Origin of the sequence: Campylobacter sp. 1569 (assembly GCF_024723675.1) — a bacterium.
GTDB lineage: Bacteria > Campylobacterota > Campylobacteria > Campylobacterales > Campylobacteraceae > Campylobacter_D > Campylobacter_D jejuni_C.
The window spans coordinates 106899-126819 of record NZ_JANQDB010000005.1 but is presented as its reverse complement, the minus strand read 5'-3'; the positions used below and the strand labels follow the sequence as shown (position 1 = coordinate 126819).

Below are 19921 nucleotides of genomic sequence, written 5' to 3'. Positions count from 1 at the left end.
AATTGGTTTATTTTTAGATTATTTATTTGTGACACTATTTTTAAATTTTTCTTATTTTTCTTTATGGCTCTTAGTTATTTATAGTTTTTTGTTTTTTATGGGTTTTAATGATTGAACTTTTGGTTTTTTGGATGGTTTTGTGGTTGGATGGTTTTATTTATGTTTTTATTTCTATATCTTTAGTAATTTATTTGGCTTGACTGTTTTAATTTTTTTGCTTTTAAAATATTTATAGTAAATTTGGGTTTTATATGTTTCTTTAATTGTTTTTGGTTGGTTGTGGCTATATTTAAGATATGTATGATTGTAGTGTTGAAATAGTATAAATTGTAATTATTCAACTATTTCTTTCTTAATCCTTTAAAGTAAATTTAGTAAAATATAAAATATTCTTTATAAAGGTTAAAAATGCACTTTACTTTGCTAAATGAAAAAGATTTTTTCAACCCCTACTACCGCAAAAAGCAAATTACACAAAATGAATTTGACACTTTTAGCAAGGCTTTAACGCAGTATCTAGAAAGGCTTGAAAGCTCACAAAGTGAAAATGAAGATTATCTTGTAGCTAACACACTTAGTCCATTTTTAACCACTCTAAATTTCAAAACCCACATCAAAACCAAGCAAAAAGGCAAAAGCGAGATCGACTTAGCCATTGCTAAAGATGAGCTTAGCAAAGACTTAGAAGTTCTCATCGAAGCTAAAAAGCCCAACTCAAAAGAATTCATCACCCATACAAAGCCAAATTCCAAAGCCTTGCATGAAGCCATTTTGTATTATTTTAGAAACAGAGAGCATAGCTTTAGTTTGAAATTTATCATCATCACAGACTTTTATAAATTCTACATTTTCAAAGCTAGTGAATTTGAAGAGCTTTTTTATAAAAACACAAGCTTTAAAAAGCTTTTTGAAGAATTTCAAAGCCCAAATTCACTTTTTAAAGGCAACGCTGATGAATTTTACAAAGAAGCAAGCAAACTTATAGAAAATTCCAAAGAAAGCTTAAAAGGCTTTTTTATCGATTTAGCCTTTTTAAAAGACAAACAAAAGTCAAATTTCAAAAATCTAGCAAGCATTTTTAAAACCTTTCATAGAGACTTTTTGCTAAATGAATTTAGCCCAAATGACGCAAACTCACTAAACAACGCATTCTATAAAGAGCTTTTATACATCCTAGGTTTAAGCGAGAGCAAACAGCTTTCTAAATTCATCATCACACAAAGTGAGCAAAGCAAACAAGCCCAAGGCACGCTTTATCATCTCATAGCGAGCAAGCTTCCAAAGCATGACTTTGAAGAGGTGTTAAAATTCATCATACTTTGGCTAAACCGCATTTTATTTTTAAAGCTTATTGAGTCTAATTTAGTTAGATTTAATGATGATAAAACCCTTAAATTTCTAAACTATGAAAAAATTCCAAATTTTACTACCCTTTCACATCTTTTCTTTGATATCTTAGCTAAAGAAAAGCACACAAGGACGCAGAGTAAATTTAGCTATTTGCCTTATTTAAATTCATCACTTTTTGAAAAACAAGCCATCGAAAAAACCACACTAGAAATCGCTACTTTGGAAAATGACGCCTTGCTAGAGTATCACCCACACACGCAGTTAAAAGATGACAAAGGCAAAAGCAAAAAAGGCAAAGTAGGTTTACTTGAGTATTTGTTTGAGTTTTTAGACAGCTTTGATTTTGGAGCAGATGAGCAAAGCGAAGAACTCATCAAACAAAAAGAACTCATCAACTCAAGCGTTTTAGGAAATGTCTTTGAAAAACTAAATGGCTACAAAGAAGGTAGTTTTTATACCCCAAGTTTTATCACTTCATACATGTGTAAAGCAAGCATAGAAAAAGTCGTGCTAGATAAGTTTAACCATACTTTTAAGCTAAATGCCACCAAACTAAACGAGCTAAGAACCCAGCTACGCCAAGAAAAAATCCCTCAAGAACAAAAACTAGCCTTGCTAAATTCCATACGTATTTGCGATCCTGCGGTGGGAAGTGGGCATTTTTTAGTTTCAGCTTTAAATGCCATGCTTATGGTGCATTATGAGCTTGGTTTGTTTGAAGAGGACTTTTACCTAAGCGTGCAAAATGATGAAATTTTAGCACAAAACCACAAAGGCCAGTTTTTAGAGTATAAACGCCCTGATTTTGACAAAGACAAAACCCCACCTTTGTCAAAAAGAACTTTTTGAGCGTAAAAAAGACATCATAGAAAACAACCTTTTTGGAGTAGATATCAACCCAAACTCATGTGAGATCACTAAACTAAGGCTTTGGATAGAGCTTTTAAAACACAGCTTTTATGAAAGCTTTAATGATACAAACTATCATGATCTTAAAACTCTACCAAATATCGATATCAACATAAAATATGGGAATTCATTAATATCAAGATTTAAATTTAATGATAAATTTGTAAATAGCAATATAAAACATCAGGTAGAAAAATATAAAGCTTTTGTGAAAGATTATAAAAATCCAAGTCGAGCGCTTTATCACAGAAGTAAAGAAGAGCTTCATGCTAAAATAAAAGATATTAAATCAACTTTTATTTTAGAGTTGAAAAATCCTAAAGAAACAAAAAAACTTCAAAAAGCTATTGATGAGCATATATATAATTTTGGAAATTTTATGCTTGATGATGAAATTTTACTTGAGGGGTTGTATGGAGTAAGCAAAGATGGTATTTTATTTGAAAAAGAACTTTCTTTAGATGGTGAGAAAAAAGCTATAGAGTCATTTTATAAGCTTAAAGCTATAAAAGCTAAAATTGACCATGAGTTAAGTGGTAAAGAATTTGAAAATAGTTTTGAATGGCGTTTTGAATTTCCTGAAATTTTAGATGATTTTGGGAATTTTCAAGGGTTTGATCTCATCATCGGTAACCCACCTTACATCAGACAAGAAGACATCAAAGAACTAAAGCCAAATTTAGCCAAAAACTATAAAGTATATAAAGGCACAAGCGACATTTATACTTACTTTTATGAGCTTGGGTTTAATGTGCTAAAGCAAAATGGTGTTTTGTCTTTCATCACTTCAAACAAATACACAAGAGCAGGTTATGGAGAAGCTTTAAGAGAGTTTTTACTCAAAAATACCACACTTTTAGAATACATTGATCTAAATGGTATAAAAGTCTTTGATAGTGCCACGGTAGATACTTCCATACTAAGCTTTGAAAAAGCAAAAACTAAAGATAGTAGCTTTAAGTACCTAGCCCCAAACACCGAGCTTTTAAAAGAAAATGACTTTAATATAGAAAGCATTTTAAATTTTAACAAAATCGCACAAAATTCCTTAAGCAAAGAAAGCTTTACTTTTAACGATGAAAGCACAAACGCACTAAAAGCAAAGATAGAAAAGCACGGCACTCCGCTTAAAGACTGGCATGGACTTAAATAAACTATGGTATAAAAACGGGCTACAATGAAGCCTTTATCATCACTACTGAAAAAAGAGATGAAATTCTAGCTAAATGCAAAGATGAAGCCGAAAAAGAACGCACCGCCAAACTCATACGCAAAATGCTACGCGGTAGAGATATAAAAAGATATAGTTATGAGTGGGCGAATTTGTGGATTATAGTTTTTGAATTTGGAAGTTATAAAATTTTAGAAAAAGAATATCCTGCTATATATAATCATTTAAAACAATATAAGAAAAAACTTCAAGCTAGAGGACAATGCACTAATAAGCCTATAACAGATCAAAAACCATATTTAGGACAACATCATTGGCTTGAGTTAGATAACAATCCAAATAAAGATTATTTATCGCAGTTTGAAAAGGAAAAAATAATATATAGTGAAATTGTGAGAAGTCCGCAATTTTATTTAGATACAAAGTTAAATTTTTACGCAGAAGCAACAAGTTTTATTTTAACAGGGGAAAATCTAAAATATCTCATTGCTTTTTTAAACAACGATTTTGTGGCTTTTATGTTTAAAATGTTTTATGCTGGTGGAAACTTAGGTGAAAATGGGTTTAGATATAAAAAGGCATTTTTAGAAAGACTTCCTATACCAAAAATAAATTCTAAAAATGAAAAACTAGCAAACGAGCTTATAAGCTTAGTCAATGAGATTTTAGTTTTAAAAGAACAAGACAAAAACGCAAACACCAAAACCCAAGAAGATAAAATAAACTCTATCGTTTATAAACTTTACAACCTAAACGAAGAAGAAATAAAAATCATTGAAAACAAGGAGTGAAGATGAAATTTGTAGAATGTAATTTATTGGTAAATGAGCAAACGGTTAATAATTTTAATATTTTTCACAATATTTGCGAGGATCAATTTTCACATGATAATACAGAGTATATTATTAATTGTGAAATTATTAATCAAAATATTTTTTGGATATATGCTAGATTTGGAAAAATAAATCCGTATTCTAATGAAATTTTTGATATAGAAACTAAAAAATCTGGAAAAAATCCAAAACAAAAGAAACAGGTAGAATTAAACAAGCAACTTTTTTTGCATTTATGATTTACGCAGTCTTGTTTTATATATGTCAGATTTTCGCAAACAAAATTTTTTATCTTTTTATTTAAAAGAAAAATTCGGACAAAATTTTTTAATAAAAAAATATTTTATTAAGCCTGAAGAATTTATAGAAACTATTACTTCTATTGAAAAAATTTCTTTTACATTTAAGAAGAATGTTTTCACATCAGATATTTTTAGTATGGTAGAAGATGAATTAGGGTATGGAGCAACAGAATGTTTTTCATTAGAAACAAAAATAAGTAAAGAAAGTGTCTTTGATAGTGTTAGGAGTTTAAAATTTTTATTAAAAGCACAAAAAATGAAAGACAATCATCAAATAGAAAAAATGAAATGTATTGGCAAAAATGATGATGGTGTGGAAAGTATTTTTAATCTTGATAGTTATTTAAAAAAAATTGAGTTTAATTTAGAACTAGATGATAATGGAATTTACGATGTGCAAAAAGTGAAAAATATGGTTTTAAGAAAAATTAATTTTAATCAAGGATAAAGTTATGTTAGGTAATATTTACGATGAAGATAAAACAAAAATATCTATTTCTTTTATTTTGATTATTGTTTTGGTTTTTATAAGTATTTTTTATTTAAATTTTGAATATAGTAAAATAGAAAAACTTATAGAAAATTTTATTAGTAACGCAATTACTTTTGTTTCAATATGTTTTGGTTTTTATTTAACCGCTCTTTCAATTCTTTTTTCATCAAAATATATTAAATTATTAAACAATGAAGATCCAAAGAAGAAAACGCAAAAACAAATTCATACTTTAAAAGAGTATTTTAGATTGGCTATATATTGTGCTTTAATTACTATTATTTTTTGTTTTTTAGTTTTAATAGTATTGAAGTTGAAAAACGAAATTATAGTTTCTATCCTTTTTTCTGTATTTTTAGGATTTTTTATTGAAAATTTCATTTTCATTTTTTTATTACTTAAAGTTTTTTTGAATGCACTTATCATTCAAGCAATAAAATAAATAAATTATATTTTAATTATTATATGAAAGTATTTATATTTATTTTTAAAAAAAGAATAAATTTGTTATGGATAAATGTTGTATGCCGTATGGTTTAGATGTATCTTCTAGAATATTTCAATTCGCTGATTAAAAAGTGTTATAAAAATTTAAGTAACAAAAAAGTGGATGATATAAATAACTCTTACATTAAATAAAATATTTTAATTTTATACGCAGAAAAACTCCATAGTGCCAAGCTAAATCAAAAGGCTTATTAAAGCCTTTTTTTGTTTTTTGGTTTTTAAATTTTGCTCATTTTTAGCTTATGGTATAATGAAAATTATCCAAAAAAGGAGTGCCATGCTAAAGACAAGTTTTAAAAAATCAGTTTTTATCCCAAGCATTAGTATCATAATTATCTTAAGTCTTAGTTGTATTTTCTTACCTAAGCTTACAAATGATTTTATCAATCATATCAAAAGTGGAATTTTTGCAAATTTTTCATGGTTTTATATACTAAGTGTGAGTTTTTTTGTGTGTTTTATGCTAGCACTTGCTCTTTCAAAATTTGGTGATATCAAACTTGGCGATGATGATGAAAAACCTTATTTTAAATTCACTTCATGGCTTGCTATGCTTTTTGCTACGGGTATGGGTGTGGGGCTTATGTATTTTGGTGTGGCTGAACCTCTCATACATAAAAAAGCCTTGCAAACAAGCGATGAAGAAGCTATGTTGCATACTATCTTTCACTGGGGAATTCACCCATGGGCTATTTATGGGGTGTGTGCTTTGGCTATGGCGTATTTTGGTTTTAGATATAAAATGCCTCTTAGTTTGCGTAGTGCTTTTTACCCTTTGCTTAAAGACAAAATTTATGGTTTTTGGGGAAATTTAGTTGATATGCTAGCTTTAATTGTCACGGTTTTTGGCATTAGCACCACACTTGGTTATAGTGCTTCTCAGCTTAATGCTGGCTTTTTAAATTTAGGCATTTTAAACGAACAAAGCTTTTTAGAACAAAGCGTGATTATAATCATCATCATTTCTTTAGCTACGCTTTCATCGATTAGTGGTTTGACAAAGGGCTTAAAAATTTTAAGCGAGGCAAACTTGGTTTTTGCAGTGTGTTTAATGCTTTTTGTGCTTTTTTCAACCAACACCATTCAAATCCTTTCGCAATTTAGCTCTAATATTGGCAATTATTTGCAAAATTTAATTTCTTTGAGCTTTAAGACTTATTATTATGAAAAAGAGCATATAGAGTGGTTTAATAACTGGACTATTTATTATTGGGCTTGGTGGCTTAGTTGGGCGCCTTTTGTGGGCTTTTTCATCGCTAAAATTTCTCGTGGTAGAACGATAAGGGAATTTATCTTTGGTGTGCTTGTAGTGCCTACTAGTTTTAATATACTTTGGTTTAGCATTTTTGGTAATAGTGCTTTAAATTTCAATGATATCTTAAGTCCTTTTACTTCAGCACCTGAAAGCTTGCTTTTTTATTTTTTACAAAATTTTTCTTTTTCTTATTTTAGTTCTTTGCTTGCACTTTTGGTTTTAGCTTTGTTTTTCATCACTTCGGCAGATAGCGGGATATTTGTGTTAAATTCTTTAAGCAGTGCTGGCACTCATGAGCCATATAAATGGCAAAATATCCTTTGGGGTTTTGTACTCGCGCTTTTAGCTACTTCTTTGCTGTATTCAGGTGGTTTGGGAGCGATTTTAAGTATCACTATGATAGTGGCTTTGCCTTTTGCCTTTTTGCTTTGTTTGATGTGTTTTTCACTGCTTAAAGGTTTAATCGTAGATGTAAATTACTCTTTAACTAAGCTTAGTCAAAGTAGTGTGTATTTTTCAGGGGAATTTTGGCAAGAAAGACTAGCTAGAATTTTAAAACAAAGTAAAGAACAAGACATACAAAATTTCTTAAACACCAAAGTAAAAAATGCTATGGAATCACTCAGTCAAAGTCTAAAAAATTACGGCTTAAAAACACAAATTGTTCAAGAAAAATCAAGCATAAGTTTGATTATAAAAAAAGAATTTGCAAAAGATTTTATCTATGGAGTGCAAGTAGTAAAAAAACAAGCAAGCCAAAGCATAATCGATGATAAATTTATGCCAACTTATTCTAAAGAATTTATTTTTGAGCCACAGACTTTCTTTGCTGATTCGCGTAATGGTTATAATATAGAGTATTTAAATGAACAAGAAATCATCGTAGATATACTAAAGCAGTATGAGAGGTATTTGCAACTTTTATTTGATGATAAAAATGAAATTTTTACTAAAGCTTATGATTAAAAATACTATAATTAAAATTTATTTCAAAAGAAAGGAAAATTATGTTGCGATTTTTTTTAATGCTTTTTTGTGCTTTAAATCTTTTTGCTGCTACGCCAAAAGATACGATTGTTATAGCAGTGGAGAATGAACCAGAGCGTATTAATCCGCTTTTTAGTGAAGATCACGATGTGGCGATTGCTCTTGTGTTTTCAGGGCTTACACGCTTTGATGAGAATATGAGCTTAGCACCTGATCTTGCTAGTTCTTGGAAAGTTAGTAAAGATGGGCTTGTTTATGAATTTACTTTAAGAGATGATGTGTTGTGGCATGATGGGGTTAAATTTAGCGCTAAAGATGTAGAATTTAGTATAAATGCTTTAAAAGATGAGAAGTTAAACTCACCTTCAAAAGTAAATTTTGATGCAGTTAAAGAAGTAAAAATCATCGATGATTATCATTTGTCTATCACACTTTCAAAGCCTTTTCCTGCATTTTTAGACGCTTTGAGTGTAGGGATTTTACCAAAACACTTACTTGAAAAAGAAAATTTAAACACCACTAAATTTAATCAAATGCCTATAGGAACAGGACCATATAAGCTAAAGCAATGGAAACAAGGTCAATACATGATCTTAGAAGCAAATGAAAATTATCATTTAGCTAAAGTAAAAACACCAAAACTCATACTAAAACACATTAAAGATCCAAGTATTAGTGCTATTGAGCTTAAAAATGGTTCTATTGATGTGGCTTTGGTTGATTTTGCTCTAGCTTCAAATTTTGAAAATGATAAAAACTTTAAAATGCTTATAGAACCTTCGGCTGATTACCGTGCTTTGATGTTTAATCTAAATCATGAGTTTTTAAAAGATCAAAATGTGCGTTTAGCGCTAAATTATGCTATTGATAAACAAGCTATTATAAATTCACTTTTGCATTCTTTTGGAAAGGTAGCAAATCATCCTTTAGAAAAATCATGGGCAAATCCTAAAGAATTTGCAAGCTATGCTTATGATGTAAAAAAAGCAAATGAGCTTTTAGCAAAAGCAGGCTTTGTGAAAAACAAAAATGGCATTTTAGAAAAAAATGGCAAAGAATTTAGCTTTGAAATGTATGCTATGAGCGAAGATCCGCTAAGAGTGGCTTTGGTAAATATCTTACAAAGTGAGTTTTTAAAGCTTGGCATAAAAGCAAAAGCAGTAGCTAAGCCAAGTGGAAGTTTTGATTATACGAAAATTGATAGTTTTTTAGTGGGTTGGGGTAGTCCTTATGATCCTGATTTTCATACCTTTAGAGTTTTTGCAAGCTCTCAAGATAGTGCTTTAAACTCAAGTGGATGGAATTTTGGTCATTATCAAAATGCTAAAGTTGATGAGGCTTTGACAAAGGCTAGAAATTCACTTGATGTAAATGAAAGAAAAAAACACTATAAAGAATTTATTGATGCTTTATATAAAGATCCTGCGTTTTTATTTATAGCTTATATTGATTATCCTTTAGTTTTTGCTAAAAATATCCAAGGTATAAAACCTCACATTTTAGGTCATCATGGAGTAGGTTTTACTTGGAATGCTTATGAGTGGAGCAAAAATTAGTGTTAAAACTCATTTTTAAACGCCTTTTATGGGCGTTTTTCTTGATGATTTTTGCAAGTTTTTTATGTTTTGTGATGATTTATCATGCTAAAGGAAGTGTGGTTTTTGCTAGTGTGCCTCAAGGAACTAGCCTTAAAATAAAAGAAGAAATCGAGCGTAATTTAAATTTAGACAAACCCTTATTAGAGCAGTATGAAAATTGGCTTTTTAATGCCATGAAAGGTGACTTTTCCTACTCTTTAATCAGTGGAGAAAAAGTTAGTGAAATTTTAAAAGAAAAACTTCCCTATACGATCATACTAGGGAGTTTGGCTTTTTTGGTGCTTTTTGTGTTGTCTTTGGTTTTAGCACTTTTTTGTGTTCTTTATAAAGATAGTTTTTTGGATAAATTTATCACTTTTTCAACGATGAGCTTTTTTGCATTGCCTGCTTTTTCTTTATCACTAATGCTTATTTTGGTTTTTGCTGTATTTTTTAAGCTTTTTCCAAGTTCGGCTATTGCTGATATTGGCTTTGAAGATGATGTGTTTAATCGTTTGTGGCATTTGTTTTTACCAGTATGTGCTTTAGTGCTTTCGCATTTAGCTGTTTTTGTGCGTTTTATAAGGACAAGTTTGATTGATAGTTTAAATCAAAGCTTTATAGAAAGTGCTTTTGCAAGAGGGCTTAGCAAAACAAGAATTTATTTGCACTTTGTGTTAAAAGATGCTTTTGGTTCTATACTTGCGTATTTTGGTGCTTCTTTTGTGAGTTTTTTAATGGGAACTTATATAGTAGAAAGTGTGTTTTCTTATGAGGGTGTGGGAAATTTGGTGATTAAAAGTATATTGTTTAAAGATTATCCTGTGGTGCTAGCTGTGGTGATTTTTAGCATTTTAGTGGTGGTGCTTGTAAATTTGATCGTAGAGATAATTTGCAAGATGATTAATCCAAGGTTTGCTAATGCGTAAGTTTTGCGTGATGATTATTTTGCTAAGTTTTATTTTAGCACTTTTTGCACCTTTAATTAGCTCATATGATCCTAATTTAGTGGATTTAAGTAAGGCTAAAATAGCCCCAAATTTAAGTCATATTTTTGGCACAGATTTGCTTGGTAGAGATGTTTTTACGCGTATTTTATATGCCTTGCGTGTTTCTTTGTTTGTAGGGATAATGGCGGCATTTTTTAGCGTACTTTTTGCTTGTATTTATGTGTTTTTAACAAGATTTTTTGCCTATGCTTTTTTCGCTAGAGTGATTGATATGCTTTTAGCACTACCTTCTTTGCTTGTGATTATGTTTTTTCAAAGCTTTTTAGCAGGATCTTTGTGGAGTATGATTTTTATCATCGCTTTGGGGCATTTTGCTTTTGTGGCAAAGGTGCTTGATACCCAACTGAATAAATTTCAAAAACTTGAGTTTTATCAAAATGCTATCATTTTAGGTTCTAGCAAGATGAAAGCTTTATTTAGCGAGCTTTTGCCTGCTTGTTGGAATTTGCTTTTTGTGCTTTTTGTTTTAAATATTGCTCATGCTATTACAAGTGAAGCCACTTTGAGTTTTTTTGGTTTGGGTGTAGAGCTTTGGACTCCAAGTTTAGGAAATATGCTAAATGAAGCAAGTAAGGCTGTGTTTTTAGGGTTTTGGTGGATGATAGTTTTTCCAGTAGCCTTTATACTTATGCTTATCTTGCCTTTGCTTGCTTTGGGCAATGATTTACAAGAAGAGATTAAAGCATGATAGAAATTTCAAATCTTAACCTTAGCTTTAAAGATAAAATCTTATTAAAGGATGTAAATCTTAATTTAGAAGATGGCAAAGCTTTGGCTATCATGGGTAAAAGTGGAGCGGGAAAAAGCTTGCTTTTAAAAAGTATGATTAAGCTTTTTGATAAACATTATAAACTCAATGTACAAAAATTTCAAATAGATCAAAAAGATATTTTAAATTTAAAAGAAAAAGAACTAAATGCCTTAAGAGCTAAGGTAAATTTGCTTTTTCAAGATGTTTATGGGAGTTTTTATCCTCTTGTTGATATAGGGAGTTATTTTAATATAGTTTTAAAAACTCATACTAATTTAAGCACAAAAGAGATTAAAGAAAGGGCCTTTTACTATTTTGAGTGTTTAGGGCTTAAAAATCATGATCTTTTGTGGCATTCTTTTATGTATCAGTTAAGTGGTGGTATGGCAAGACGCATTCAAATAGCTCTAGCTTTGTTAAGCGGGGCTAAGTATTTATTGTGTGATGAGATTACAAGTTCTCTTGATAGGGCTAATGAAGAAAAAATCATCACTATTTTAAAAGAGTTAAAAACACAATTTAAAAATCTCATTTTCATCACGCATGATATAAATTTAGCTAAAGAGCTTTGTGATGAGGTAGCTATTATAGAAGATAAAACTTTGCTTTATCAAATGCCTATGAAAGAGTTTTTGAACAATCCAAAAGGTGTTTTTGCTAAAGAATTGTTAAATTATTTTGAGAATGAAAATGTTTTTAGAAGTTAAAAATTTAAGCAAATCTTATAAATTTAAAAAACACTGGTATTTAAAAGAAGAAGAAATTTTTGTTTTTAAAGATGTGAGTTTTGCTTTAAATCAAAATGAAAATTTATTGCTTTGTGGGGAAAGTGGTAGTGGCAAAAGTACTCTAGCTAAAATTCTTTGTATGCTTGAATGCGCAAATACTGGAGAAGTTTTATTTGAAAATGAAAATATATTAAATTTAGATTTTAATACTCAAAGAAAATTACGCCAAAAAATTCAATATATTTTCCAAGATCAAAAGCTAGCTTTAAATCCTTACAAAAGCACTAAAAGACTTTTACTTGATGTGTATGAAAATTTTAAACTTAAGCCCGATTTTGAAGAGCTTTTTAAGCTTTTTGATGCTTTTGAGCTTGAAAAAGATATTTTAAATTTAAAACCCTCTAAGCTAAGTGGTGGTCAAAGTCAAAGACTAGGTTTGATTAGAGCTTTGCTTTTAAAGCCAAAATTGCTTATTTTAGATGAAATCACAGCAGCGCTTGATGTAGTGACTGCTTATAAAATTTTAAACTACTTGCACGCTTTTCAAAAAACACACGATATTACCTATATATTCATTTCTCATCAAGAAAAAATCTTACAAGATATATGCCATAAAAAAGTGTTTTTGCAATAAAGATAAAAATTGTTTCATTTTGAAATATCATAAAATTTATTTTTTTGATAATAAGTTTTTATATAGCTAAGTTAAAGTAAAATAAATTTTAATTATGCTTGAATAAAAGGTTTATTATGACGCACGCAACTATAGAGCATCAATACTTTGGCATCTTTGCAATGCTTGTTATTGCAAGTGTTATATTTTTTACTTTGGTGTATATTTCTTCTAAAATAGGCTCCAAACTCGCCTCTTGCAATAGAAAAAAACTCGGACTTGGAATTTATGAATGTGGGCCTATGGCTTCTAAGCAAGCAAATAAAATCAATTCTCAATTTTTTGTTTTTGCTTTGATTTTTATTTTGCTTGATATTGAAGTGGTGTTTTTATTTCCATGGGCGGTGATTTTTAAAGATTTAACCGCAGAGCTTTCAAAATACGGCTTATCTTTATTTGCCTTAGTGGAAGTGTTTGTTTTTATTTTATTGCTTGCAATAGGTTTTTTATACGCTTATAAAAAAGGAGCATTCGCATGGCAGAGTATCAAAAAATGAGCAATGCGCCAGTTGTTTTAACTACGGTTGATAAGTTAGTGCAATGGGGTAGGAGTAATTCTTTATGGGCGCTATCTTATGGGCTTGCTTGTTGTGCTATTGAAATGATGGCAGCAGGTGGTGCAAGATATGATTTTGATAGATTTGGAACGATTTTTAGAGCAAGTCCAAGACAATCTGAGGTAATGATTATAGCGGGTACTTTAAGCAAAAAACACGCTGAATTTACAAGAAGACTTTATGATCAAATGCCTGATCCTAAATGGGTTATTTCTATGGGTTCTTGTGCAAATACCGGTGGTATGTTTAATACTTATTCTACTGTTCAAGGGGTAGATAGAATCATTCCTGTTGATATTTATGTGCCAGGTTGTGCTCCGCGTCCTGAAACTTTTCAATTTGCTTTGATGATTTTGCAAAAAAGAATTCGTAAAGAAAAAGCAAGCAGAAAAATAGCTCCAAAAAGGCTTATATGATGAGAAAATATAGCGATAAGAAAAATGCTCAGCTAAAAAATTATTATGAAGATAGATTTTACCATGCACCTGCAACTAAAAAACTAAGCATAGAAAGTAGTGCTTTTGAGAGTGATCATCAAATTTTAAGCCAAGAATTTGAGTTAAAAAATTCTTTTATAGAGCTTGATTTTTGGGTGATTGAGATAAACAAAGATGATAATGTTGCTATTCTTGATAAGCTTAAAAATTTAGGTTATAGTTGTTTTACTGATGCAAGTGCGATTGATTTTGTCGCTCAAAAACAAGGTTTTGAAGTATATTATCAGCTTTTAAATATGGAGAAAAATTTAAGAGTGAGAGTAAAGACTTTCGTTGGTTTAAAAGAAAGGCTTCAAAGTGTTATGAGCGTTTTTAAGGGTGCTAATTGGTGTGAGAGAGAAATGTATGATATGTTTGGAATTTTCATCATCAATCATCCGAATTTAAAAAGACTTTTAATGCCTGATGATTGGTATGGACATCCTTTTTTAAAAAGTTATCCTTTGCATGGTGATGAATTTGCTAAATGGTATGAGATAGATAAAATTTTTGGAAAAGAATACCGCGAGGTTGTAGGTGAGGAAAATAGAGATCCAGGTTTTGTAGATGAAAAAGACACGCTAAACTTTAGCAGAATTTATCATGAGGTTGGTAAAGGTGAAGCTCCAAGAGAGGAAAAATATCTACAAGAGTATCAAGAAGAAGGTGGCGTGCCTTTTGTGAAAAAAGCCAAAAGAACGCAAGTAAAAATTTTAGATAAGAGAAGATAAAATGCAAATTTCTACTAAATTAAAACCTTATTATGAAAATATAAGCTTTGAGCGTGAAGATGGTACTATGATAGTAAATCTTGGTCCCCAGCATCCAAGTGCTCATGGAAATTTACGCCTTATTTTAGAACTTGATGGAGAAGAAATCACCAAGGCTGCTCCTTGTATAGGCTATATGCATCGTGGTATGGAAAAAATGGCTGAAAATATGATTTATCAAGAGTTTATTCCAACTACTGATAGAATGGATTATATCGCAGCTAGTGCAAATAATTATGCCTATGTAGCTGCTGTAGAAAAACTTTGTGGTTTAGAAATTCCACGCAGAGCAAGTGTGATAAGGATGATTTTACTTGAGTTAAACCGCATTGCTTCGCATTTGTTATGGCTTGCTACACATGCTCTTGATATTGGTGCGATGACAGTATTTTTATACTGCTTTAGAGAGCGTGAATATGTGCTTGATCTAATAGAAAAATATTGCGGGGCAAGACTTACACATTCATCTATGAGAATAGGCGGGGTAATGCTTGATTTACCTGAAGGTTTTTTAGATGAACTTTTAGCATTTTGCAATAAATTTCCAAATGATATAAAAGATTATGAAGCCTTGCTTGATGATAATAGAATTTGGCGTGCAAGAACTGAAAATGTAGGAGTGGTAAGTAAAGAACAAGCGCTAAGTTGGGGTTGTAGTGGGGTTATGCTAAGAGGTAGTGGTATTGCTTATGATGTTAGAAAAGAAGAACCTTATTTGCTTTATGATGAGGTAGATTTTGGCGTGCCTGTGGCTAAAATGGGCGATTCTTATGCAAGATATAAAGTTTATATGCAAGAATTTAGAGAAAGTTTGAAAATTTTAGTTCAATGTGCTAAGCTTTATCAAGATACTCCACCTGAAATTTTATGCAATCATCCTGAGTATGTAAGTGCTTCAAAAGAGCAAATCATGACACAAAATTATTCGCTTATGCAACATTTTGTCCTAGTAACCCAAGGCTTAAAACCACCAAAAGGCGAGGTGTATGTGCCAACTGAAAGTCCAAAAGGCGAACTTGGATTTTTTATCCACTCAGATGGTAACGGTAGGCCATATAGATTAAGAGCTAGAACCCCAAGCTTTTTTCATTGTGCATTTTTAGAAGAAATGCTTGTAGGATCATATTTGGCTGATGCAGTGGCGATTTTAGGAAGTATTAATATAGTTTTAGGTGAGATAGACCGATGAGACGCGTGGATTTAAGAAAAAGTCAAGATTTATTTAAGGATTTAGAACAAATCATTCAAAATGCTTATATGGGTGAAGTTTTAGTGGTTTTGTTTGAAATAGGAGATTTTTCTAATGTAGAAAAAAGCTTTGCTTTCATAAAAGAGCAAAATTGCGAACTTTTAAATTCTTTAAAATTTAATCAAGTAGATTGGACTATAGTTTTTAAAAAGGTAGGACAATGAAATTAGCAAAATATCAAGAAGGCTTAAATGCTTTGTGTTTTGTGGATTTACTTTCTTTGAAAAATCCTTCACTTTGCGCTAAGCTTAGCAAAAGTAAAAATTATAATATTTCCTGTTTAGAAGATAAAAATTTAAAAGCAAGTTTTTATAAATGTGAGATTGCAAGTGTGCCTTTCGTGCTTGCATTACTTTGTAAGATGAGTTTGGATGCTGAATTTAACGAATTTGATGAGGGGTATTTAAGTGCTGAATCTTGCTTTGGTGAAGAAGAGGCTTTAGAGATTTTGGAGTTTTTAAAAGAAGCAAAATGTATTATTTTTGATGAAAATTTATATCAACATAAAGATTTTGAAAATATTAAGTATTTTTTAGAAAAACTTTGTCATAAATTTAATCTTTTGCTAATTTGCTCTAATGAAAATGAAGAAAATTTATCAATACAAAATTCTTTTAGTGAGCTTTTAGAACTTGATAATTTTGATGGAACTATTATCATGCAAGCGCCTTTAGAGGACAAAAATTTGCATTGCTCTTCTTCTTTTGCTTTGATTGCTAAGGTTAAGGATGGGGATAAAATTAATTTAAAAATAAACACTCAAGAATTTACAACTATAGTAAAAATCAATCATGATTTGAAAGGCACGGTGGCTTTGTTTGATTATGAAAGCGCTGATTTTGCTTTTTCAAAAGCTCAAGTTAAGGTTATAAAATGAAAGTTATCATTAATGGTATAGAATGTGAGGCAAATGAGGGTGAGTATATCTTAAATGTCGCAAGAAAAAATGATATTTTCATTCCCGCAATTTGTTATTTAAATGGTTGTTCTCCAACACTTGCTTGTCGTATGTGTATGGTAGAAGCTGATGGTAAAAAGGTTTATTCTTGTAATACTAAAGTTAAAGAAGGTATGGTAGTAGAGAGTGATTTGCAAAATTTATGGGATGAGCGCAATGCTATTATGCAAGCATATTGTATCAACCACCCTTTACAATGTGGGGTATGTGATAAATCCGGTGAGTGTGAGCTTCAAAACTTTACACACAAAGCAAGAGTAAATGTGCAAAATTATTGGATTAAAGATACCCATAAAGAGCATAAAAAATGGGGTGAGATTAATTATGATCCAGCTTTATGTATAGTGTGTGAAAGATGTATTACAGTTTGTAAAGATAAAATAGGAGAAAGTGCTTTAAAAACTACTCCAAGAGGGGCAAGCGCACCCGATGCAAGCTTTAAAGAAAGTATGAGTAAAGATGCATTAGCTATTTGGACTAAATTTCAAAAGAGTTTAATTGCGCCAAGTAGTGGTGATATACTTGATTGTTCTTTTTGCGGAGAATGTACAAGTGTATGCCCAACAGGAGCCTTGGTGGGTTCGGCTTTTCAATATACATCTAATGCTTGGGAGTTAAAGAAAATTCCAGCTAGTAATCCACATTCTAGTGATTGTGAGTTGATGTATTATGATATTAAACAAACTAGTATTAATAATCAAAAAGAAAAAATTTATAGAGTGAGCAATGATTTTGCTTTTGCTACGCTAAATAAAGCCGCAAGATATGGTTTTAATACCCAAAATGAAGTTCAAGGTAAAGATGAAAAAGCTTTTGAAAAATTAGTAAATATGATAAAAAATGATGAAATAAAAAATATTTTATTTAATAGTTTTATTACTAATGAAGAAGCTTTAATCTTGCAAAATTTAAGTAAAAAATTTAATCTTAATCTTATAAATCATGAAGCTAAAAAATTCCAAGATTTCCTAGCTTGTTTTTATCAAAATGCAAATGCAATGTATAATGCAAATACAGACGATATCACTCAAAGTGATTTTTTAATCATCGTAGGTTCGTTTTTACGCTATGATGCGCCAACGCTAGGATATAAAGTTAATAACGCTTTGGTAATGAATAAAGGTGCAGGGCTATATTTTCATCCTATAAAAGATAAAGGCGTGGATAAATATTCTAAAAATTTCTTGCAGATTAATCATGATATTAAAGATAATGAAAGTATTTTATTATTTATCTTGCAAAAATTTGCCAAAGAGCTTCCGCAGGATTTTAAAAACACATTAGAAAATGCATATTATCAAGATACAAAAGAAATAGAAGAAACTATTAATGAAGAAGTTACTGAAAAGATAGAAAAGCAAAATGAAAATGGCGCAACTATTATAGAAGAAGTTAAAAAACTTGTGCCTAAAAAAATTAAAAAAAGCATAGAGGTGCAAAGATCAAATTATGCGAAAAATCTTGGCATAGATGAGGATATTTTAGAAACTTTACTCGCAAAAAAGCAAAAATTTACACTTATTATAGGAAGTGATTTTTACTATGATGAGCAAAGTGTAAAGCTAGCAAAACTTTGTGCTTTGGTGCAAAAATATACTGAATTTAAAGTCTTTTTAAATCCAACTTGCACTAATACCTTAGGTGTGAGTTTAATTTGTGATTTAAGTCAAGATTTTCAAGTAGGAAAAACATTAGGTTATAACGAAAAAGGCGATTTTGCTTTTTCATATGATGGGCATTTTGATCTTGCAAGTTCTAGTTTAAATCAACAAGAAGGTAGCTTTGTAAATTATGATAAAAGATTAGTTCCTACAAATGCGGCTTTAGAATTTAAAGGTTATTTTTTAAATGATTTGGCAAATGCCTTAGGTTTTGATGAAGAATTTACGATCAACTATACTAAATTTTTACCACAAAATAAAGGCTTTAGGGTAATTGACTTTGATGAGTTAGAAAATCATTATGATAATGGTGGGGTAAATCATAGGGGTTATGAGCTCGATTTTTCCCATTTTGAGTTTGAAAAAACATTAAGCGTTCAAGAAGTTAAAGAGCAAAATGAAGGAAATTTAACCTTATATCATGCAAATAGCATTCATCAGTTTTCAAAGCTTAGTAATAGAGCTTTTAATGAGGTTGGGGCTTTATTTTTATCGTCTGATTTAATGCAAAAATTTGATTTAAACCAAGATGATAGTGTTATTTTGAAAAATGAAAAAACTCAAATTGCTATAAGTGTAAAATGTGATGAATCTTTAGAAAATGGTGCGTATTTAGGGGATTATGATAGTAAGATTGATTATAAATCTTTATTTGATAATACTCGATATGTAAAAGTTTGGCTTGAAAAAGTAGGAGCTAAAATATGAGTGATATTACTTTTTTTATTATAGAAACAATTATAAAATGCGTGCTTGTTATAGCTATTTTTGCTACTTTAGCAGGCTTGGCAACTTATCTTGAAAGAAAGGCTTTGGCATTATTTCATCGTCGTTTAGGACCTGATATGGTAGGTCCTTTTGGATTACTTCAAGTAGTTGCTGATATGATTAAACTTTTTACTAAAGAAGATATAGTGCCAACTTATGCTCAAAAAGTGGTGTTTTTAATCGCTCCATTAATTGCAGCAATTTGTGCTTTTGTGGCAATTGCAGCTATTCCTATTTTTCCTGAATTTACTTTATTTGGTAGAGTGATTCGTCCTATTATCGCTGATATTAATGTGGCCTTGCTTTTTGTTGTAGGTATGGGTGGGGTTAGTTTTTATGCGATTTTTTTAGGAGGTTTAGCAAGTAATAATAAATGGTCGCTGCTAGGCGGGGCAAGAGGACTTGTTTCTATTATCTCTTATGAGAGCGTTGCAGGACTTTCTTTGGTGTGTGTTGTAATGCTTGTTGGATCTTTGTCTTTAGTAGATATTAATAACTATCAAAGTGATGGCATACTTTCTTGGCTTATTTTTAAACAACCTTTAGCTTTTATTTTATTTGTGATAGCTATTTTTATAGAAACTAATAGAACTCCACTTTGTTTGAGTGAAAACGAAACTGAACTTGTTTCAGGTTATGGCACTGAATATAGTGGACTTAGATGGGGTATGTTTTTTATTGGTGAATACACAGCCATGATTACCGGAGCGATTATGATATCGCTTTTATTTTTGGGCGGATTTAATGATTTTTGGATTATACCAGGGGCTATTATGATGCTTTTGAAAGTGTCTTTTGTGTTCTTTTGGTATTTTTGGGCTAGAGGGGCTTTTCCGCAACTGCGTCCTGATCAAGTAATGAGAATGTGTTATTTGATTTTAATTCCTTTAGCGGTTTTAAATTTATTAATTAGTGCTTTAGTACTTGTGATATAGG

At 30.5% G+C, this 19921-nt stretch carries 17 protein-coding genes and 1 pseudogene; all 18 read left to right on the top strand.

Going from position 1 to position 19921, the window contains the following annotated elements; translation table 11 throughout:
- The first annotated feature begins 408 nt into the window (after positions 1–408).
- The 18 genes and pseudogenes from CAMP5060_RS04040 (at position 409) to nuoH (ending at position 19920) form a co-directional block, all read left to right on the top strand.
- Positions 409–4221, top strand: a pseudogene (locus CAMP5060_RS04040) (type IIG restriction enzyme/methyltransferase).
- A gap of 2 nt (positions 4222–4223) precedes the next feature.
- Positions 4224–4502: a hypothetical protein gene (locus tag CAMP5060_RS04035; RefSeq protein ID WP_337217948.1), complete on the top strand. Its 279-nt coding sequence runs from the start codon at positions 4224–4226 to the stop codon at positions 4500–4502.
- A 22-nt stretch (positions 4503–4524) separates the two neighbouring features.
- Complete coding sequence (locus CAMP5060_RS04030) at positions 4525–5013, top strand: hypothetical protein (protein WP_337217947.1); 489 nt, start codon at positions 4525–4527, stop codon at positions 5011–5013.
- A gap of 4 nt (positions 5014–5017) precedes the next feature.
- Positions 5018–5500 (top strand): hypothetical protein, encoded by a 483-nt coding sequence (locus CAMP5060_RS04025; RefSeq protein ID WP_257404147.1) that lies wholly within the window; start codon positions 5018–5020, stop codon positions 5498–5500.
- A 342-nt stretch (positions 5501–5842) separates the two neighbouring features.
- A complete protein-coding gene (locus tag CAMP5060_RS04020) occupies positions 5843–7786 on the top strand; it encodes a BCCT family transporter (protein WP_214135770.1) in 1944 nt (647 codons plus the stop codon).
- A gap of 41 nt (positions 7787–7827) precedes the next feature.
- The gene (locus CAMP5060_RS04015; protein ID WP_214135771.1) at positions 7828–9363 is read left to right on the top strand and encodes an ABC transporter substrate-binding protein; all 1536 of its coding nucleotides are present in this window, start codon (positions 7828–7830) and stop codon (positions 9361–9363) included.
- Positions 9348–10313 (top strand): ABC transporter permease, encoded by a 966-nt coding sequence (locus tag CAMP5060_RS04010; protein ID WP_337217946.1) that lies wholly within the window; start codon positions 9348–9350, stop codon positions 10311–10313. The genes CAMP5060_RS04015 and CAMP5060_RS04010 overlap by 16 nt, the downstream gene beginning before the upstream one ends.
- On the top strand, positions 10306–11082 hold the full coding sequence (locus CAMP5060_RS04005) for an ABC transporter permease (protein ID WP_214100017.1): 777 nt from the start codon (positions 10306–10308) through the stop codon (positions 11080–11082). The genes CAMP5060_RS04010 and CAMP5060_RS04005 overlap by 8 nt, the downstream gene beginning before the upstream one ends.
- Positions 11079–11852, top strand: coding sequence for an ATP-binding cassette domain-containing protein (locus CAMP5060_RS04000; protein WP_214100016.1), 774 nt, complete (start codon positions 11079–11081; stop codon positions 11850–11852). Before CAMP5060_RS04005 ends, CAMP5060_RS04000 begins: the two co-directional genes overlap by 4 nt.
- Positions 11836–12507, top strand: coding sequence for an ATP-binding cassette domain-containing protein (locus CAMP5060_RS03995; protein ID WP_261529745.1), 672 nt, complete (start codon positions 11836–11838; stop codon positions 12505–12507). The genes CAMP5060_RS04000 and CAMP5060_RS03995 overlap by 17 nt, the downstream gene beginning before the upstream one ends.
- Positions 12508–12623: 116 nt before the next feature.
- A complete protein-coding gene (locus CAMP5060_RS03990; RefSeq protein WP_039627152.1) occupies positions 12624–13043 on the top strand; it encodes an NAD(P)H-quinone oxidoreductase subunit 3 in 420 nt (139 codons plus the stop codon).
- Positions 13022–13519 (top strand): NuoB/complex I 20 kDa subunit family protein, encoded by a 498-nt coding sequence (locus CAMP5060_RS03985; protein WP_039619352.1) that lies wholly within the window; start codon positions 13022–13024, stop codon positions 13517–13519. The genes CAMP5060_RS03990 and CAMP5060_RS03985 overlap by 22 nt, the downstream gene beginning before the upstream one ends.
- Positions 13519–14310: an NADH-quinone oxidoreductase subunit C gene (locus CAMP5060_RS03980; RefSeq protein WP_337217945.1), complete on the top strand. Its 792-nt coding sequence runs from the start codon at positions 13519–13521 to the stop codon at positions 14308–14310. Before CAMP5060_RS03985 ends, CAMP5060_RS03980 begins: the two co-directional genes overlap by 1 nt.
- Before the next feature lies 1 nt (position 14311).
- A complete protein-coding gene (gene nuoD / locus CAMP5060_RS03975) occupies positions 14312–15538 on the top strand; it encodes an NADH dehydrogenase (quinone) subunit D (protein WP_337217944.1) in 1227 nt (408 codons plus the stop codon).
- Complete coding sequence (locus tag CAMP5060_RS03970) at positions 15535–15762, top strand: NADH-ubiquinone oxidoreductase subunit E family protein (protein ID WP_039642382.1); 228 nt, start codon at positions 15535–15537, stop codon at positions 15760–15762. Before nuoD ends, CAMP5060_RS03970 begins: the two co-directional genes overlap by 4 nt.
- Positions 15759–16475: a hypothetical protein gene (locus CAMP5060_RS03965; RefSeq protein WP_087699784.1), complete on the top strand. Its 717-nt coding sequence runs from the start codon at positions 15759–15761 to the stop codon at positions 16473–16475. The genes CAMP5060_RS03970 and CAMP5060_RS03965 overlap by 4 nt, the downstream gene beginning before the upstream one ends.
- Complete coding sequence (locus CAMP5060_RS03960; protein ID WP_337217943.1) at positions 16472–18925, top strand: NADH-quinone oxidoreductase subunit G; 2454 nt, start codon at positions 16472–16474, stop codon at positions 18923–18925. The genes CAMP5060_RS03965 and CAMP5060_RS03960 overlap by 4 nt, the downstream gene beginning before the upstream one ends.
- Entirely contained in the window at positions 18922–19920 is a 999-nt protein-coding gene (gene nuoH, locus CAMP5060_RS03955; RefSeq protein ID WP_087699781.1) for an NADH-quinone oxidoreductase subunit NuoH, read from the top strand. Before CAMP5060_RS03960 ends, nuoH begins: the two co-directional genes overlap by 4 nt.
- Position 19921: the final 1 nt, after the last annotated feature.

What these genes read in the sequence shown, in the direction of transcription:
- CAMP5060_RS03990 (WP_039627152.1), top strand. Translation starts at nt 12,624, where the DNA reads ATGACGCACGCAACTATAGAGCATCAATACTTTGGCATCTTTGCAATG.
- CAMP5060_RS04030 (WP_337217947.1), top strand. Translation starts at nt 4,525, where the DNA reads ATGTCAGATTTTCGCAAACAAAATTTTTTATCTTTTTATTTAAAAGAA.
- CAMP5060_RS03980 (WP_337217945.1), top strand. Translation starts at nt 13,519, where the DNA reads ATGAGAAAATATAGCGATAAGAAAAATGCTCAGCTAAAAAATTATTAT.
- CAMP5060_RS03995 (WP_261529745.1), top strand. Translation starts at nt 11,836, where the DNA reads ATGTTTTTAGAAGTTAAAAATTTAAGCAAATCTTATAAATTTAAAAAA.
- CAMP5060_RS03985 (WP_039619352.1), top strand. Translation starts at nt 13,022, where the DNA reads ATGGCAGAGTATCAAAAAATGAGCAATGCGCCAGTTGTTTTAACTACG.
- CAMP5060_RS04025 (WP_257404147.1), top strand. Translation starts at nt 5,018, where the DNA reads ATGTTAGGTAATATTTACGATGAAGATAAAACAAAAATATCTATTTCT.
- CAMP5060_RS04020 (WP_214135770.1), top strand. Translation starts at nt 5,843, where the DNA reads ATGCTAAAGACAAGTTTTAAAAAATCAGTTTTTATCCCAAGCATTAGT.
- nuoD (WP_337217944.1), top strand. Translation starts at nt 14,312, where the DNA reads ATGCAAATTTCTACTAAATTAAAACCTTATTATGAAAATATAAGCTTT.
- CAMP5060_RS03970 (WP_039642382.1), top strand. Translation starts at nt 15,535, where the DNA reads ATGAGACGCGTGGATTTAAGAAAAAGTCAAGATTTATTTAAGGATTTA.
- CAMP5060_RS04005 (WP_214100017.1), top strand. Translation starts at nt 10,306, where the DNA reads ATGCGTAAGTTTTGCGTGATGATTATTTTGCTAAGTTTTATTTTAGCA.
- CAMP5060_RS04015 (WP_214135771.1), top strand. Translation starts at nt 7,828, where the DNA reads ATGTTGCGATTTTTTTTAATGCTTTTTTGTGCTTTAAATCTTTTTGCT.
- CAMP5060_RS03965 (WP_087699784.1), top strand. Translation starts at nt 15,759, where the DNA reads ATGAAATTAGCAAAATATCAAGAAGGCTTAAATGCTTTGTGTTTTGTG.
- CAMP5060_RS03960 (WP_337217943.1), top strand. Translation starts at nt 16,472, where the DNA reads ATGAAAGTTATCATTAATGGTATAGAATGTGAGGCAAATGAGGGTGAG.
- CAMP5060_RS04000 (WP_214100016.1), top strand. Translation starts at nt 11,079, where the DNA reads ATGATAGAAATTTCAAATCTTAACCTTAGCTTTAAAGATAAAATCTTA.
- nuoH (WP_087699781.1), top strand. Translation starts at nt 18,922, where the DNA reads ATGAGTGATATTACTTTTTTTATTATAGAAACAATTATAAAATGCGTG.
- CAMP5060_RS04035 (WP_337217948.1), top strand. Translation starts at nt 4,224, where the DNA reads ATGAAATTTGTAGAATGTAATTTATTGGTAAATGAGCAAACGGTTAAT.